General features: G+C 41.0%; 18 protein-coding genes and 11 tRNA genes. 2 read left to right on the top strand and 27 right to left on the bottom strand.

Features of this window, described 5'->3' with window-relative positions:
• Positions 1–201 precede the first annotated feature (201 nt).
• The 12 genes from GJS40_RS06070 to GJS40_RS06015 all read right to left on the bottom strand — a co-directional run bounded on the left by GJS40_RS06070 (position 202) and on the right by GJS40_RS06015 (position 2,345).
• Positions 202–278, bottom strand: a tRNA-Ile gene (locus GJS40_RS06070).
• Positions 279–391: 113 nt separating this feature from the next.
• Positions 392–465: transfer RNA gene (locus GJS40_RS06065), tRNA-Gly, on the bottom strand.
• Between the two features lie 5 nt (positions 466–470).
• Positions 471–547: transfer RNA gene (locus tag GJS40_RS06060), tRNA-Pro, on the bottom strand.
• A 177-nt stretch (positions 548–724) separates the two neighbouring features.
• Positions 725–801: transfer RNA gene (locus GJS40_RS06055), tRNA-Arg, on the bottom strand.
• Positions 802–808: 7 nt separating this feature from the next.
• Positions 809–896, bottom strand: a tRNA-Leu gene (locus GJS40_RS06050).
• Between the two features lie 3 nt (positions 897–899).
• A tRNA-Leu gene (locus GJS40_RS06045) sits at positions 900–983 on the bottom strand.
• A 5-nt stretch (positions 984–988) separates the two neighbouring features.
• Positions 989–1,063 (bottom strand) — tRNA-Gln (locus GJS40_RS06040).
• A 41-nt stretch (positions 1,064–1,104) separates the two neighbouring features.
• Positions 1,105–1,180, bottom strand: a tRNA-Asp gene (locus GJS40_RS06035).
• A gap of 294 nt (positions 1,181–1,474) precedes the next feature.
• Positions 1,475–1,549 (bottom strand) — tRNA-Glu (locus tag GJS40_RS06030).
• A gap of 13 nt (positions 1,550–1,562) precedes the next feature.
• Positions 1,563–1,653, bottom strand: a tRNA-Ser gene (locus tag GJS40_RS06025).
• Between the two features lie 3 nt (positions 1,654–1,656).
• Positions 1,657–1,731 (bottom strand) — tRNA-Asn (locus tag GJS40_RS06020).
• 149 nt (positions 1,732–1,880) lie between these two features.
• On the bottom strand, positions 1,881–2,345 hold the full coding sequence (locus tag GJS40_RS06015; RefSeq protein ID WP_270896919.1) for a SprT family protein: 465 nt from the start codon (positions 2,343–2,345) through the stop codon (positions 1,881–1,883).
• Positions 2,346–2,441: 96 nt separating this feature from the next.
• Here GJS40_RS06015 and cmpA point away from each other — a divergent pair, with 96 nt between their 5' ends.
• Positions 2,442–2,561 (top strand): cortex morphogenetic protein CmpA, encoded by a 120-nt coding sequence (gene cmpA, locus GJS40_RS06010; RefSeq protein ID WP_270896918.1) that lies wholly within the window; start codon positions 2,442–2,444, stop codon positions 2,559–2,561.
• Positions 2,562–2,591: 30 nt separating this feature from the next.
• Here cmpA and GJS40_RS06005 read toward each other — a convergent pair whose 3' ends face one another.
• From GJS40_RS06005 to acpS, 14 genes are all read right to left on the bottom strand, one after another.
• Complete coding sequence (locus GJS40_RS06005; RefSeq protein ID WP_270896916.1) at positions 2,592–4,775, bottom strand: Tex family protein; 2,184 nt, start codon at positions 4,773–4,775, stop codon at positions 2,592–2,594.
• Between the two features lie 90 nt (positions 4,776–4,865).
• Complete coding sequence (locus GJS40_RS06000) at positions 4,866–5,486, bottom strand: PP2C family serine/threonine-protein phosphatase (RefSeq protein WP_270896914.1); 621 nt, start codon at positions 5,484–5,486, stop codon at positions 4,866–4,868.
• Positions 5,486–6,283 (bottom strand): RNA polymerase sigma factor SigB, encoded by a 798-nt coding sequence (gene sigB, locus GJS40_RS05995; protein ID WP_270896913.1) that lies wholly within the window; start codon positions 6,281–6,283, stop codon positions 5,486–5,488. The genes GJS40_RS06000 and sigB overlap by 1 nt, the downstream gene beginning before the upstream one ends.
• Positions 6,243–6,731, bottom strand: a complete 489-nt coding sequence (gene rsbW, locus GJS40_RS05990) for an anti-sigma B factor RsbW (protein ID WP_270896912.1) — start codon at positions 6,729–6,731, stop codon at positions 6,243–6,245. The genes sigB and rsbW overlap by 41 nt, the downstream gene beginning before the upstream one ends.
• The gene (locus tag GJS40_RS05985; protein WP_270896911.1) at positions 6,731–7,063 is read right to left on the bottom strand and encodes an STAS domain-containing protein; all 333 of its coding nucleotides are present in this window, start codon (positions 7,061–7,063) and stop codon (positions 6,731–6,733) included. Before GJS40_RS05985 ends, rsbW begins: the two co-directional genes overlap by 1 nt.
• A 149-nt stretch (positions 7,064–7,212) precedes the next feature.
• The gene (locus GJS40_RS05980; protein ID WP_270896909.1) at positions 7,213–8,226 is read right to left on the bottom strand and encodes a PP2C family protein-serine/threonine phosphatase; all 1,014 of its coding nucleotides are present in this window, start codon (positions 8,224–8,226) and stop codon (positions 7,213–7,215) included.
• Between the two features lie 13 nt (positions 8,227–8,239).
• Positions 8,240–8,659 (bottom strand): anti-sigma regulatory factor, encoded by a 420-nt coding sequence (locus tag GJS40_RS05975; protein ID WP_270896907.1) that lies wholly within the window; start codon positions 8,657–8,659, stop codon positions 8,240–8,242.
• Positions 8,660–8,661: 2 nt separating this feature from the next.
• Complete coding sequence (locus GJS40_RS05970) at positions 8,662–9,018, bottom strand: STAS domain-containing protein (protein ID WP_270896906.1); 357 nt, start codon at positions 9,016–9,018, stop codon at positions 8,662–8,664.
• 22 nt (positions 9,019–9,040) lie between these two features.
• Entirely contained in the window at positions 9,041–9,868 is an 828-nt protein-coding gene (locus GJS40_RS05965; RefSeq protein ID WP_270896905.1) for an STAS domain-containing protein, read from the bottom strand.
• A gap of 371 nt (positions 9,869–10,239) precedes the next feature.
• A complete protein-coding gene (locus GJS40_RS05960; protein ID WP_270896903.1) occupies positions 10,240–10,521 on the bottom strand; it encodes a CopG family ribbon-helix-helix protein in 282 nt (93 codons plus the stop codon).
• 112 nt (positions 10,522–10,633) lie between these two features.
• The gene (alr, locus tag GJS40_RS05955) at positions 10,634–11,773 is read right to left on the bottom strand and encodes an alanine racemase (RefSeq protein WP_270896902.1); all 1,140 of its coding nucleotides are present in this window, start codon (positions 11,771–11,773) and stop codon (positions 10,634–10,636) included.
• Positions 11,774–11,907: 134 nt separating this feature from the next.
• Positions 11,908–12,954 carry a LolA family protein gene (locus tag GJS40_RS05950; protein WP_270896901.1) on the bottom strand — a complete coding sequence of 349 codons (1,047 nt, stop codon included), beginning with the start codon at positions 12,952–12,954 and terminating at the stop codon, positions 11,908–11,910.
• A gap of 47 nt (positions 12,955–13,001) precedes the next feature.
• On the bottom strand, positions 13,002–14,516 hold the full coding sequence (locus GJS40_RS05945; RefSeq protein WP_270896900.1) for an NAD(P)H-hydrate dehydratase: 1,515 nt from the start codon (positions 14,514–14,516) through the stop codon (positions 13,002–13,004).
• Between the two features lie 56 nt (positions 14,517–14,572).
• Entirely contained in the window at positions 14,573–14,932 is a 360-nt protein-coding gene (gene acpS, locus GJS40_RS05940) for a holo-ACP synthase (RefSeq protein WP_270896899.1), read from the bottom strand.
• Between the two features lie 96 nt (positions 14,933–15,028).
• Between acpS and GJS40_RS05935 the strand changes: the two genes are divergently transcribed.
• Complete coding sequence (locus tag GJS40_RS05935; protein WP_270896897.1) at positions 15,029–15,787, top strand: rhomboid family intramembrane serine protease; 759 nt, start codon at positions 15,029–15,031, stop codon at positions 15,785–15,787.
• A 69-nt stretch (positions 15,788–15,856) separates the two neighbouring features.
• Here the strand turns inward: GJS40_RS05935 and GJS40_RS05930 are convergent, their stop codons facing one another.
• Positions 15,857–16,117 carry a metal-sensitive transcriptional regulator gene (locus GJS40_RS05930; RefSeq protein ID WP_270896896.1) on the bottom strand — a complete coding sequence of 87 codons (261 nt, stop codon included), beginning with the start codon at positions 16,115–16,117 and terminating at the stop codon, positions 15,857–15,859.
• Positions 16,118–16,124 lie beyond the last annotated feature (7 nt).

The raw sequence follows: 16,124 nt of genomic DNA, 5'->3' as shown, positions 1-16,124 counted from the left end.
CAGCGTTCGTCCTGAGCCAGGATCAAACTCTCCATGAAAGTTGATCTTGCTCTTTTTAAAATACTTCATTCCTCTAATGAAAAGAAGAAATTGACAGACGCTTGACTTTCATTCAATTTTCAAAGGATACATGAAAACCTCTCTCTAAAAGAGAGGAATTATATATTATCATATTAAAAATAGATTGTCAATATATTTTAATGGTGGGCCTGAGTGGACTCGAACCACCGACCTCACGCTTATCAGGCGTGCGCTCTTACCAGCTGAGCTACAGGCCCCTAATTAGGGGTTTTTTATTGTGGGTTTTTTCGTAAACACAAATGAATGTTTACAAGATTAAAAGTGTAAAAATTTTTATTTTTTTATTCCACAAAAAATTTTATTTTAATAATGGAGCGGGTGATGGGAATCGAACCCACGACATCAGCTTGGAAGGCTGAGGTTTTACCACTAAACTACACCCGCATAGATGGTCGGGAAGACAGGATTCGAACCTGCGACCCCTTGGTCCCAAACCAAGTGCTCTGCCAAACTGAGCTACTTCCCGTTTCTGTAAAGAATAAGCATCGAATCTCTTCGTCAGCTGCGCTCGTTCTGTCAGTCACGTACGAGGTACGTTCCTTCCTGATTTCCTCTTGTTCCTCAACCTTTTCGCTTCTATTTTCGAGTAAATGATGAGGAACAAGTTCTTCTGTCAGTTATGATAGAATAACGACAGAATAAATGGCGCGCCCGAGAGGAGTCGAACCCCTAACCTTCTGATCCGTAGTCAGACGCTCTATCCAGTTGAGCTACGGGCGCCTATGTATGGTGCGGTCGAGAGGACTTGAACCTCCACGGGATGTAACTCCCACTAGGCCCTCAACCTAGCGCGTCTGCCATTCCGCCACGACCGCTTATGGTGCGGGTGGAGGGAGTCGAACCCCCACGTCAAAGACACTAGATCCTAAGTCTAGCGCGTCTGCCAATTCCGCCACACCCGCATACTTGGCTGGGCCAGCTGGATTCGAACCAGCGCATCACGGAGTCAAAGTCCGTTGCCTTACCGCTTGGCTATGGCCCATTATTTTAACCGTTTATTTCATTTTTACATAAGTACAATAATGGCGGGCCTGACGGGACTCGAACCCGCGATCTCCTGCGTGACAGGCAGGCATGTTAACCGCTACACTACAGGCCCTTTTTGTGAAGAATAAGCTGCGAATCTCTTCGTCAGCTGCACTCGTTCAGTCAGTCACGTACGAGGTACGCTCCTTCCTTCTCTCACTTGCTTCCTCGACCTTCTTGCTTCTTTCTTCACAAAAAGATAGAGGAAGAATAAGCTGCGAATCTCTTCGTCAGCTGCGCTCGTTCTGTCAGTCACGTACGAGGGTACGATCCTTCCTTCTCTCACTTGCTTCCTCGACCTTCTTGCTTCTTTCTTCACAAAAAGATAGAGGAAGAATAAGCTGCGAATCTCTTCGCAATATAAAAATGGTGACCCGTAGGGGATTCGAACCCCTGTTACCGCCGTGAAAGGGCGGTGTCTTAACCACTTGACCAACGGGCCATATTGTGTTCAATGGCGGAGAAGGAGGGATTTGAACCCTCGCGCCGCTTGCGCGACCTACGCCCTTAGCAGGGGCGCCTCTTCAGCCACTTGAGTACTTCTCCGCATGGCTCCACAGGCAGGATTCGAACCTGCGACCGATCGGTTAACAGCCGATTGCTCTACCACTGAGCTACTGTGGAATGTTTTATAGGTTGTCGCATCAGTCGTTTCTGACGACATTGTATATTGTAACCAACTACTTATGTAATGTCAACAACTTTTTCAAAGATTTCATTTCGGTATGCTCTTTTTGAAAGCGACTTTTACAATATAACATTAGGTTGTTATTTTAGTCAAGGATTTCTTCAACTTTTTGTATTTTTCCGCTACAATTTCCACAAGCATACTTTCTCGGATCCATTCTTCTTTTCCTTTTGTAAACTAACCCGCACTCGACACATTGATAAAAATGAATGGTTCGCTTTGTTTTTTCGTCTTGCGGAAGGGGTTTACAATGCATCTGACCTCCAACTTTAGCTAATAACTCTTTAAAGTCACGGTCTCGATGTCTATACCCTTTTCCAAGCAAATGTAAGTGATAATGACAAAGTTCATGCTTTAAAATTGCAATGACTTCAGTCGTCCCATAATACTGAAAATATTTAGGATTTATTTCAATATGGTGAGTTTGCAACATGTAGCGACCGCCAGTTGTTCGCAAGTGTGCATTAAATATTGCACGATGCTTAAATGGCCGTCCGAAATATTGTTCGGAAATTTGTTCAGCTAATGCTTGTAATTCCATATCTTGCATGCTCTTACTCCTTTTTGTCAACTCTGACAAACTATCCAACATACACTAATCATAGCACATTTTCCCTTTACCTAAAAAGGGAGAAGGAGGTTTTTCATGCCGGGATGGTTTATGCGTCAACTCCAACGTGCTTTTTTTGAAAAAAATTATGATGAAGTTCGGACACTCAATCAATGTTGGTTCGGTTATTTAACAAAGCTAAAAAAGCTGAACTGATCAATCGGATATCAGTTTCAGCTTTTCTTTTTATTTTTCCGTTTGTTTTATAGGAGGAATCATTGTTAAAGAAATTCGTTCTTTGTCTACATCGACGTCTTCTACCCATACCGTGACGACGTTTCCAACCGCAACTTCATCTAAAGGATGCTTCACGTAATGCGGAGCCAATTTCGATATGTGGACAAGCCCGTCTTGTTTTACGCCGATATCCACGAAAGCACCAAAATCGACGACGTTTCTTACGGTTCCGCGTAATTCTAAACCTTTTTGTAAATCTTCCATTTTCATGATCCCTGTCTTTAAAATCGGCGGTGGCAGTTCGTCCCGAGGGTCTCGATTTGGCCTTTTTAAGTCTTCGATAATGTCTTTTAAAGTTGGAATCCCAATATCGAGAAGGTTTGCAATTTCCTCTTCATTTATTTTTTCCAACTTTTTTTTGATTGTTTCGGTTCCCACTTCGTCGACGGTGACACCAATTTCCTTTAAAAGTAGTAACGTTTTATCATAACTTTCTGGATGAATTGCTGTTCGATCAAGCGGTTCCTTTCCATCTACAATGCGCAAAAACCCCGCGGCTTGTTCATATGTCTTCGCTCCTAATCTTGGCACTTGTTGCAGCTCTTTCCGAGAATGAAATTTTCCCTTTTCCTCTCTTCTTTTCACAATATTTACAGCAACTGATTTTGACAATCCTGCCACATATTGAAGTAAGCTTGCAGACGCCGTATTTACATCTACTCCTACTTGGTTCACTGCCGTTTCCACGACAAAAGTTAATGAATCATTTAACTTCGATTGAGAGACATCGTGCTGATATTGCCCAACTCCGATAGATTTCGGATCGATTTTGACTAATTCCGCTAATGGGTCTTGAAAGCGACGAGCAATAGATACCGCACTTCTTTCCTCCGTCTCTAATTCAGGAAATTCTTCCCGTCCTAAGGAAGAAGCAGAATATACACTGGCACCTGCCTCGTTCACAATCAAATAGGCGACATCGCGGTCAAGTTCAGGTATGAGATCAGCAATAAATTCTTCTGTTTCTCGGGAGGCGGTGCCATTTCCGATCACTATCACTTCAATGTTAAATTCCTCCACAAGCTTTTTTACCACTTTTTTTGATTCTTCTATTTCATTTTTCGGTGGAGCGGGATAAATGACGGCTGTTTTCTTCAACGTACCTAACTCATCTACTACTGCCAGCTTGCATCCGGTTCGATAGGCAGGATCGACCCCAAGTACTATTTTTCCTTTCATCGGTGGTTCTAACAATAGATTTTTTAAGTTTTCCGAGAAAATATAAATCGCTCTCTCTTCCGCTTTTTCTGATAGTTCTTTACGAATCTCCCGTTCAATTGCGGGGGCGATTAAGCGCTGATACGCATCTTTACAAGCGTCCTTTAAATAAGAATAAGAAGCACTTTGTTCGCTCACAATCCCTTTTTCCACAAAAGGATATATTTTTTCCTCTTCTATAGCAATGGTCACCCGCAGAACGTTTTCCTTTTCGCCCCGGTTGACTGCCAAAACGCGATGAGAAGGGATGTGTTTAATTGGCTCTTCATAATCATAATACATTTCATAAACACTTTGAGGATCATCTGCGTCTTTCTTTTTCGCAACCTTAAGTGTCCCGTTTTGAAAAGTAAATGAACGAATCTTTTTTCTTTTATCAGGATCGTCTGCTACTTGTTCAGCGATAATATCCATTGCTCCTTGAAGGGCATCTTCTATATTCTCTATCCCTTTGTCAGAGGAAATATATTTCTCTGCTTCTGCTTCAATGGACTGATTAGGTTGGGACATTAAAAAAAGAGCAAGCGGTTCTAACCCTTTTTCTTTGGCAATCGTCGCTCTCGTACGTCGTTTTTGGCGATACGGACGGTATAAATCCTCTACTTCTTGTAGTTTGTTCGCTTGTTTAATTGATTGCTCCAATGATTTGGTCAGTTTTCCTTGTTCATCAATCAGACGAATCACTTCATTTTTTCGTGCTTGTAGCTGATTGGCATAATGCCACGCTTCTTGCACTTGGCGGATCAACACTTCATTTGCTTCCCCGGTTTTCTCTTTTCGATAACGAGCAATAAACGGTACGGTATTTCCCTCTTCTAATAAAGTAATTATATTTTTTACATAGCGAGTATGTACTTTTAAATCTTCACCAATTTGTTGGATGATTTGTTGTTCTACTGTTTGATCAGACACCATGACAAAGCTCCTTCCTTTCTACGTAAAAATGAATCCTTCCTTTATTATTATGTAGACAGATGCGCAAATCCTTTCATCAAAAAAAGAGCCTTATTTTTTAGGCTCGTCATACATTCTACCAATAATGATTGTCGCGTCATCATCCTTATATTTCATTTTTGAAACAAGTTTTTCCATTGCTTCATTCAAAGAAAGGGACTGTTGCAGCCAGTGGGAATCGACCCATGAAAACGAAGCTCCATCTGAATGAAGTAAAAATGTCGATCCGGAATAAAAAGGAAGTTTTAACACGTTCTCCTGATAAGGTCTACCTGATAAATAACCGAGCACAGGAAGAAGACGATTTACTTCGCCCAGCTCCGTTAAAAGATACGTGCTTATATTGCCAACATTTCCATAAGTGAGAGTATTCGTTAAAAAATCGATTTTTAAAATTGTAATAACGACTCCCCGTTCTTTCACTAAAGCATGATTGATTTTTTTCAAAAGTGTACTTACCTCTTCGTGTTGGGATTTCCGAATCACTTCCATCGCAATATTGGCAGATCGTTTTGCCAAACGGCCACTGCCTAAACCATCTGCCAACGCACAAATAAAGTGGGTATCGGTTTCTATGGAGAGATAGGAATCTCCACAACAATCTTTCCCCTGTTTATTTTGTTGATAAGTTACGATTTGAGCTTTTGCATGTGTCGTAGATTCAATCGTCATTACAAACACTCCGATGCCTCGACTTTAATAGATTCTCTTAACTTTTGCAACGCCCGTCTTTGTAAACGAGAGACGTGCATCTGGGATATCCCAAGTTGTTCACCCGTTTCTTTTTGACTTAAATTTTTAAAGTACGTACAGTATAAAATTTCTTTTTCTCGATCGGTAAGTATACTAAAGGCTTTTTCTAACAATAATTGTTGATCTGTTTTTTCATAGCCTTCTTCCACTCGGCCAACAAGATCAAGGAGCGTAACAGCGCTTCCTTCTTGATCAGCTTCAATAGAACGATCGACCGAAAGAGCTTGGTAACTTTTACCCATTTCCATCGTTTCTAAGACTTCTTCTTCTGTTACTTCTAAATATGCAGCGATTTCATCCACTAACGGAGAGCGTTGCAATTGTGTCGTTAATTCTTCCACCGCTTTCCGAATACGCGGTCCTAATTCTTTAATTCGTCTTGGGACATGGATACTCCACGTTTTATCTCGGATAAATCGTTTAATTTCTCCCACAATGGTCGGCACCGCAAAAGACTCAAAACTTCGGTTGAACGAGGGATCAAAACGACGGAGAGCAGCTAATAAACCAAGCATTCCCACCTGATATAAGTCATCATCGTGGTCTTTTCCCCGGGAAAACTTGCGAGAAAGGGATTTTACTAATGGCTCGTAATATTTCACCAGTTTTGTTTGAATCTCTTCTGTAGGGTTCTCTTGAAAAGCAGCAATCCACTCATACACCTCGGTATTCCCTTCATTGATGTTGCGCATTTGTACTTCTGATTCCGTCGACATGCTGTTCCACCTCATCTCTTTCTAGGAACTTTGTCATTTTGATGACGACACCGGACTCTTGTTTAATTTCCACTTTATCCGTCAGCGACTCCATTAAGAATAACCCAAGCCCCCCTTCTTTTAAGTCTTGAACAGGTTTGTTCGGATTTACTGGACCGATATCCTTTTGTAAATCTTCAAAATTAAAGCTCTGTCCATTGTCTGAAACGATAATTTCCATCTTATCGCGAAAGACACGGCATCCAATTCCCATCAAACCGACGGTATCTTTATAAGCATGTTCGACGACATTGGTTGCTGCCTCTGCCACGGCGATCTTCAAATCTTCTATCGCATCGTACGAATAACCAAGCCGACTGGCAAGCCCTGAAATCGTCAGTCGGACGACTCCTACGTATTCTGCCTTTGCCGGTAGTTTCATTTCAATGTAATCAAGCACTTCACTCATTATTTGGCTTCCTCCCTTTTTTCTTCATCGATGTCTATCACTTCATCCAGTCCGGTAATAGAGAACAGCCGTTTTACTCTCTTTTGAAGACCCACTAGTTTATACGTGGCTCCTTTTTCATTCGCGATTTTTAATGCACCTATAAAAACCCCAAGACCTGTACTGTCAATATATTGCACGTCAGACAAATCCACCTGCACTTCTCGATCGTTCTCACTTATTAAAGGAATCAGCTTATTTTTTAATTGGGGCGCAGTGTATGCATCAATTTCCCCAGATACTTTTAATATCCATTTAGTCGGTTCTTTCAAAGTTTCTAAATATAGATCCATCCTATTCCCTCCTCTAATTCTCACCAAAAAAGAAAAATGCGATCTGTTTGAAAGATAGATCGCCGTTAGCGCGGCCTTGCAACTTCTTTTATTCATTTACTCCACACATAAATGAACTCTCTCGCGCTTGTTCCCGCTATGTGAGAAGATTAAACCTCTCTTTTTAAAATAATTAAAGTGAAATCATCTCTCAACTGAAATCCTTGTGCTTTTTCCAATTCATAGAAGACATTCTCGACAATTTGCTGAGCGGGCAAATGTTGATATTGTCGAATTAGACGAACCACTTCTTCTCTTTCAATAAAGCCATCGTCCGTGAAACATTCCGTCACTCCATCCGTTAACAAAACAATAAAATCACCAACATTGACTTTTTTCTTGTATTCTTTGAAAAGTGGTTCTCTTGTGATTCCTAACACAATTCCTTTCGCATACAATTCATGAAATTCGTCCGTTTCTGCTTCGTAATAAAAGCCAGGTTCGTGTCCTGCTCCAGAATAATAAAAACAATGCTCCCTCGGATCATAAGAACCGTACATCATCGTAATAAACATGTCTGAAGCCACGTTCTGTTCAACGACTCGGTTTAAACTCTCCAACAATGCAACAGGTTGCAAGCGTTGCTCTGGCAAACTATCCATCGCATATTTAATCATGGACATACATAAAGCAGCCGGTACACCTTTTCCAATAATATCAGCAATCGCCACACCTAAGTTTCCATGTTCATCTTTTACGAAATGATAGTAGTCTCCGCTCATTTTAGAAGCTGGAATGTTGACGACCCCAATATCTAAAGACTCCGTCGACGGTATTTCAGCAGGCAACAACGTTTGTTGCATGCTTGCTGCTACATTCATTTCTGACTCAAATTCCTTTTGTTTATCTATTAAACTTTGGTGTTCTCGATACGCCATCCCATACGCCACCATTATTTCCATTAAAAAATCAAAGGAGTCGGTGAGTTCAGCTGGCAAGTCCGGACATAGCTTTGTTAGCGTTTCCGCATGAATGCTTACCATTTCTTCGGGTGAAATTTGGTCTTCTAACACTTTTTTACTGAATTGCTGTGCATGGTACAAACCAATTTCATTTTTTTCTTGCAAATATTTATTTAAAATTTTTGCATATCGTTCTTTTAATATTGCGTAAGAATTTGCCAAGATTGAACCTCCTTCAACGGAGCCACTTAATAACCCTAACTTCCGTCCCTTCTCCCACAGTGGATTCTATTTCAAATTCGTCCATCAACCTTTTTACTCCCGGCAGGCCTGCCCCCAATCCACCGGATGTCGTAAAACCGTCTTCCATCACTTCTCGGATGTTATGTATCCCAGGTCCTTTATCTCTTGCGATAATGCGAATACCGCGACGATATGGCGAGGAAGGTGTAGCTTCTTGTTCAACGGGTTCCATAATAATTTCGCCAATTCCCGCGTACAAGTAAATGTTGCGAGCAAGTTCAGAAATGGCTGTTGTAATTCTTGATTGATCGACACTTTCAAATCCAATTTTCTTCGCCAAACTTCGACCTGCTTGACGAGCGGAAACGATCCCCCATTCCGTTCGTACTTCCACATTGGACTGGATACTCATCTTCATTCCTCCAATTCCAATTGAAGTTTTTCTAAACCTTGCTCAAGATCTAACGCGGTAGGAACTTCGTCAAGCATAATGCCCATGTTGACAAGTGTAATGGCGACAGCAGGTTGAATCCCTGTCAGCACGACTTTTGCCCCCATTAAATTGGACATATCCACGACCTCACCTAAAACTTTTGCTATGTAAGAATCAATCATTTCAACAGAAGTGAGATCGATAACTACACCGGAAGAACCTTCTTGATGTATTTTTTTTAATAGATCTTCTTGGAATTGAAGGACGGTTTGATCATCTAATTCTACTTGGACCGAAACGAGCAAATAATCGTATAATTTTAAAATGGGAATGCGCATCTATTCCTTCCCCCAATCGAAATTACTTCTTTATATCAATGATTTCTTTGTGCGTCAACTTTAAAGCGGTTTGAATCCCTTTCTGAAGCGAGCTTTTCGTATGGATTTTGTTCAAATCAATTCCGAGATTCACAGTCGTTTGAGCAATCTCCGGTCGGATACCTACTAAAATACACTCCGCACCAGCGAGACGAACTGCTTCTGCGGATTGAATGATATGATGCGCTACCATCGTATCGACTACGGGAACGCCGGTAATGTCAATTAAAACGACGTGAGAACGATACTCGATGACTTTTTCAAGTAAATTATCGACAATTAATTGGGCACGTTCCGTATCAATGGTTCCAATGAGCGGAACGACACAAATGTGTTCAAATATCGGAATGACTGGTGCAGAAAGTTCTTTTAAGGCCGTCTGTTGCAGTTGAAACGTATTTTCCCAGTTTCCAGAATATTCATCAACAATTTGATTGGTCAAGCAATCAGTCCAGTTTTCAATTTCCGAAAATGTATCATACATGTTTTTAGAGAGGTTCGTTTCTCCTGTTGTCATAATATCTAACAAAATACGACGAAAAATTTGGAGTCCTTTTGTAAAATAACCTAATGACCAGCCATGCTGAATTAAATTCTCTACAAATTGGCGAAAACGCCCTTTTAAATTTCCGTCATCCGCATCGATAGATTCGAAAATGACCACGATGAAGTCGTCATTCCAATCTCTATGCTCTCTCATATTTAGCGTATCTACACCAAATTCTTTACTGACGCTTTCCATTTCTTTTTGCCAACGGTCTACAATTTCTTTTTTCTGACTCTCGATCATTTGTACAATCGATGACTGCATCGTTCAGCCTCCAAATGTTTTAAAATAACAATAATAATAAGGAGAATCATATATTTTTTATCTATTATTTCATGACTTGGCGGAACGCGCAAATATTTGTCAATGATTGCCTTCATTTGTCATATGATCAATCCAATACCTTGGTCCTAGTATGTGCCTTTGTTATAAAAAAGTTTATTTTGTAAGAAAACAGTGTATAGGATAGTAAATGGTCTTAAAGTTCTTTGACCTTGCCGATGCTATTGTTCCTTCGCCTTTTCTATGAATCTATAAAATGAAAAAGAAAAAAGTTGCCGCTCTCAACGTTGCAGCAACTTTTTCAAACTTTTTAATAAAAATATGAATAAAGACATACGTTTTAAAATATTCGTTTACACTCCACTGACGAGTCTACCGTCTAATGCGTGTTCTGCTTCCTCTTCCGCCAGAAAGGATTCAGTAGCAATGTGAAGGTTAATATTTGCCATCTCCATGTATCCTTTTTGCATGGATTCACGTATACTTTTTTGTTGGCGCTCTTTTAAATAAAATTCTGTTGCTTGGTGAATAAAATCGTTACGATTCACGTTCTCTTTCTTTACAATATCGTCTAGTTCACGTAACAAATAATCAGGGAGACTGATTTTTATTTGTTTAGTGTCCTCAGAAGACAACCGTCACACCTCCAACATACGCCTTCATAATCGCTACGTTCATGATAGCATTTCATTATCGATTTTGCAAAGTCCATTCTAACAAAAAGTGCGACTTTTGTCATTCATTGTTTTATGAAAAGATATATTTACGTGGTACGCGGTAGCTTATCATACACGGTATTTCGTAAGTGATCGTGTTTAGGCGATTCGCTACTTCCAAGATGGAAATCGACTCATTTTTTTGTTTTCCAATTAATGTAACCTTGGTTCCAACCGGTACAGGATAAGGGAGCCGAATCATCATTTGATCCATACATATACGCCCAACAATAGGAGCGCGCACTCCATCTACAAGCACGCTTCCATTATTTGTATAATGATGGCGATACCAACCATCCGCATAACCGATGGGAATGGTTGCGATCCATTCTTTTTCCTTGGTTGTGTAGGTGCCACCGTAACTAATCTTCTCTCCTTTAGACAGTTGTTTCACTTGAGCGATTCGACTATGTAAAGAAAACGCCTCTTTTAAAGGAAAAGGAAGTTCCTCTACAATTTCTTCAGAAGGGGGCAATCCATACATGGAAATGCCGAAACGGATCATATTGAAACATTCTTCCGGAAAACGAAGAGCAGCAGCACTATTTCCACAATGAATGTAAGGAATTTTTCCAGCGATTTCCCACGCTTGCTCGAGACGTTCTTTAAAGCGTCGCTGTTGTTTTTTGTAATATCCGGTCTCTATATGATCAGCGGTGGCAAAATGAGTATAAATACCTTCTAATGTCATGGATGGATACTGCTTCAGCTCTTGCAAAAATTCGCTCATCTCTTCTTTAGTGCTAATACCAAATCGCCCCATCCCAGTATCCACTTTCAAATGAACAGGTAACTGTTTGCTTGCAGGAATATATTTGTTTGCTTCTTTCAACCATTCTTTTTGAAAAACCGTTAAGCGAAAATTTTCTTCTATCGCAATTGGCACATCTTGTGGAGAAGTTCTTCCCAAAATTAAAATCGGTGCATGAATGTTATTTTGTCTTAATTCTATCGCTTCATCCAACATCGCGACCCCAAGAAAAGTAGCCCCGGCTTCCAACGCCGTTTGAGCTACTTCTACAGCACCGTGCCCATAAGCATTGGCTTTCACCATTGCCATAATTTCCACCTTTTCAGGTAGGTGCGCTCTCATTTGAGCAACGTTATACTTAATATGTGTCAAATTCACTTCCGCCCACGTGTTTCGATACGAAAATTGTTTAAACGACATCTTACCTTCTCCCATACTTCGTGCTGTATAGCCTTCTATTTGATTATTCTCGTCCTTTTTCTTCTTGTCAATAAGAAAAGAGGACGAGAAAAAAGCCTCAAAAGAGGGGGAATCTTTTGAGGGTGATCACCATGTTATTTCACCGTTGCAGTAGAATGGTTCATCGACCGGGCGATTGCCGTCATTTCTTCTTTCGTTAACTCGCTCGAAGCAAGAAAGAATTCTATTCCTTGGTCATGCCACGTCAATGAATCTTCCGTTAATATGCCAATTGTAAAACCTAAATCCACCGGTTCTCCTACCCCCATCGGCACACTAGTAGCAACTTCTTCAGCTCGCTCTGTTTGTTGAATGATTGTAAATGGCTTATCTCCTGTGAAAGAAAGGACTACTTTTTTACCATCTTCCGTTGTTTCCTCTTGTGTGTCTTCTAAACTTGTTCCTTGCGGTTCAAAAGATGGATACACTACTTCAAAGGAATGGGAAGACGTCATTTCTTCCTCCTTCTCTTCCGGTGTGGTCGCGGCCATTTCTGCCTCCGCTCCCGCCATATTTTTATCCGTATCAAAATCATTGACATCAAATGTGACATCTTCATCAAATGAAGTAAAGTCAACCGTCACTAATAGCTGGAAGTCGGAGTCATATATTTTTACCGTGTGGGGATGAAGCGTTTTTGCATCAATAACGATCTCTTGATGATTTAAATGTTTGTTTTGATAGTTCGTTTTCGTCTCAAACACATAATTACCTTCATGCGCAGCAAAGGTTCGATCAGCATCCATTAAAATATCCGAAATGAGCGACTCGTATAAATAAACTTGACTATTGTTGTTTGGCCAATCGCTTTGAAAGCGAAAACTTTTATTTAGCGCTGGTGTCAACACAAAAACGCCATCATCATTTCGAATAATCATTTGGTTTTGTTTTTCATTTTCATTTTGTAAATTGACTTTGTAGTATTTGTTTTTCTCATTTTGCATATGCCAAATTTCCACGTCATAGGTTCGCGGTTCTTCCCCGGTGACAAGGGTCATCGTGGCGTTTGCTTTGTAAGTGTCCATTTCTTGCAATTTTTTATCCAATTCTTGGACAACTTCTTCTTGTGACTTTTCACCGCACGCTACTAAGACTGCTGTCAATAAAACGAAACATACACATACCCATAATGTTTTGCGCACGTTACCATGCTCCTTTGCCTCAAAAGATACGACAAAGGAGGGAACCTTTACGAAGAAGAAGTAATCGAACGAAATGCGAGTGGTAGGTAATGGAGAATTTCTGATGTTCGTATCGCTTGAGAACTCCCGTTTTCCCGAAGCGCAATATCTGCAGCGAGCCCGTGCAAATAGACAGCATTCATCATGGCTTCTCCAATGTCAACTAATTGTGAAACGAAAGAGAGGATCATCCCCGTCAATAAATCCCCTGTTCCTCCTCGCGCGAGTGTCGCATTCCCGGTTGTGTTTACGTATTGGTCTCCCGTCGGAGTAGTAACGATGGTAAACGGTCCTTTCAATACGAGATAGCACTGATTGGCGATGGCAAAATCCCGAGCAATAAAAAAGCGACGACGGTTCACTGTTTCCACCGTTTCCATCGTAAGACGAGCCATTTCTCCTACGTGAGGTGTAAGAATGAGGGGAGAACTTCTTGCTTTCATGTCGTTTTGCAGCTCCGGCAAAAAATATAGCGCATCTGCATCAAGGATCAGTGGTCCTTTTACCTCTCTCAATAATTTTTTTACTATTTGCTTTGTCCGATCACTCCGTCCCAACCCCGGTCCTGCGGCAATTGCATCGAAGTCATCCACCCTGTTTTCAAGTTCCGTTGTATCGTCCTCAGAAAAAGGGAGAAACATCGACTCCGGAACCCGATTTGCCACTATTTTTAAAATAGATGACGGAATTGCCGTTGTCAGTAAACCGATACCACTGGAGACAGCGGCATTTGCAGCAAGAGTAATTGCACCGGGCATTTGATAAGAGCCGCCAACGAGCAGTCCTCTGCCATGCTCTCCTTTGTGAGACGACGCTCTTCTTATTGGTAAGGTCCGAGAAACATCTTCTTTTGTCCATAATTGCCTCACTACATCTAGTTCGGCTGATGCTTTTCTCGGAAGCCCAATTGGAGCAATATGGACCTTGCCGTAATATTCACGGGCAGGAAATAAATACGCACTGCATTTCGGAAACTCAAGGGTGATGGTATGATCTGCTTGCACCGGCTGAGAAGACATATCGCCAACATTCGGTGACACACCACTTGGGATATCAATCGATACTACAACACCTTCCGCCTCATTTAATAAAGACACAGCTTCTTTGTAAGGGGACTGTAGTGATCCTTTCATGCCGGTTCCAAGCAATGCATCCACCCAAATATCATACGATGTGTCCCGGTTCGCTCGCAAATCATCCCAACAGCGGTAGTGATAGCCACAACGCAGAAACAAGTCGTGATGATAGCTCGCTGCACCAGTCCACGAATCGGCAACCGTCCAAACATCGACATCGATGCCTTCGTCCAATAAGCTCCGAGCCACAACGAATCCATCACCGCCATTGTTTCCTTTCCCAATGAGAACCGCTATTTTTTTCGTTTGTAAACGAGGAAAAATTTGTTTAAGCGCATGAACCGTTGCCTGTCCAGCATTTTCCATGAGCAATTCTTCTTTCATTCCTAACACTTCTATTGCATAATGATCTGCCTGTCTCATCTCCTCACCGGTGACCACTCGCATGACAGGTCCCTCCTAACCGCAATATATTTCTATGAGACAACCATGATGTTTATGCTCTATCTTGATTCTAAAATTACTTGCGCGAGCGCATATGTATCACTATGAGTAATCGATAAGTGAACCACCCAGTGGTGATTTGGTGCGATGAGGTATGGTTTTCCAGAATCATAAGCCCGCACTTCTATGTCTTGAAAACCATATTCTTTTGAGATTCCAGTCCCCGTCGCTTTCACAAATGCTTCTTTCGCCGCAAAACGACCTCCTGCATATTCAATTTTTCGTTTTCCTTGAAGTTGAGACAGACGCGCTTGCTCCCAATCTGTAAACACTCTTTTTATAAAACGATCATCTTTCTCAAGCAATCGTTTCATCCTCGCCAGTTCTACAATATCTATCCCAATGCCAACAATACTCATATGAAAGTCACCTTTTCTCATTCCACCATCATTTTGCTATATGATAAAATAAACGAAAGATAATAAGTACATGAAGCATTTAAAAGGGGAGCTTGTATGTTTATCCGAAATGAAACGTTTTCTTCCTTTATCCGCAACTATCCAATCATCACCACTATTGTCGTGATTCATCTCATTCTTTTTTTATGGATCAATGCGACTCTTTTTACAAATGGCCTTTTCCCTTTTGGTGATAAAATATTAATGTACGGAGTCGGGCAAACCGGGCAAATTGAAGCCGGAGAATATTGGCGACTGGTAACTCCCATCTTCCTTCATCAAGGAACGGGTCACGTGCTTTTCAACTCAATCTCCCTTATTTTGTTTGGCCCTGCATTAGAGCGCATGCTCGGAAAAGGAAAATTTTTACTCGCCTATGTAGCAATAGGGACACTTGCAAATATCGCAACAACGATACTTACAGGAACATTTTATACCCATCTTGGAGCTTCCGGCGCCATTTTTGGATTATTTGGCATTTATTTATATATGGTGTGGAAACGAAAAGATTTAATCGATTGGGCGAGCGCTCAAATGATTACAGTTATTTTAGTCCTTGGAGTTGTCATGACCTTTATACGACCTAACATTAACATTGCGGCCCATATTTTTGGTCTGCTCTTTGGCTTTTTATTCGCTTCTCCTTTATTAAGACACGCACGACCTTTTTATGCGATTCCAAATGACAACGAGATTCGGTTTCAACCAAATCGTTGGAAGCGAAGACGTTTTTTCTCATCAGAAAAACTCTTCCGATGGATCGGTTGGGTCTTCATTATGCTGGTCATCATCGGAATCTTATCTCGACTATTTTGAAAAAACAAGGCAGTTGAAATACACCTACTCGGAAGTGTATTTCAACTGTTTAAGCGATTCTTACCTCTTTTATCTACTTTTCACTAGTAACTCCACTGCTTCTGCCACAGCACCATCTGTGTCTTCCCCGCGGGAAATTTGCTCGCGAATACATCTTTCTAAGTTCTGACTCACTACAACACCAATCGTCCGATCCAGTGCATTGCGAACAGCAGACATTTGACTGACAATGTCGCGACAGTCTTTCTCCTCTTCCATCATCTTTAAAACGCCTCTTACTTGTCCTTCAATTCTTTTTAATCTATTTTTAATCTGATCTGAATACTCCATGATAACT

This window comes from Aliibacillus thermotolerans, assembly GCF_027853235.1.
In the GTDB taxonomy this organism is placed as follows: domain Bacteria; phylum Bacillota; class Bacilli; order Bacillales; family Marinococcaceae; genus Aliibacillus; species Aliibacillus thermotolerans.
This window is presented reverse-complemented; position numbering and strand designations above follow the sequence as displayed.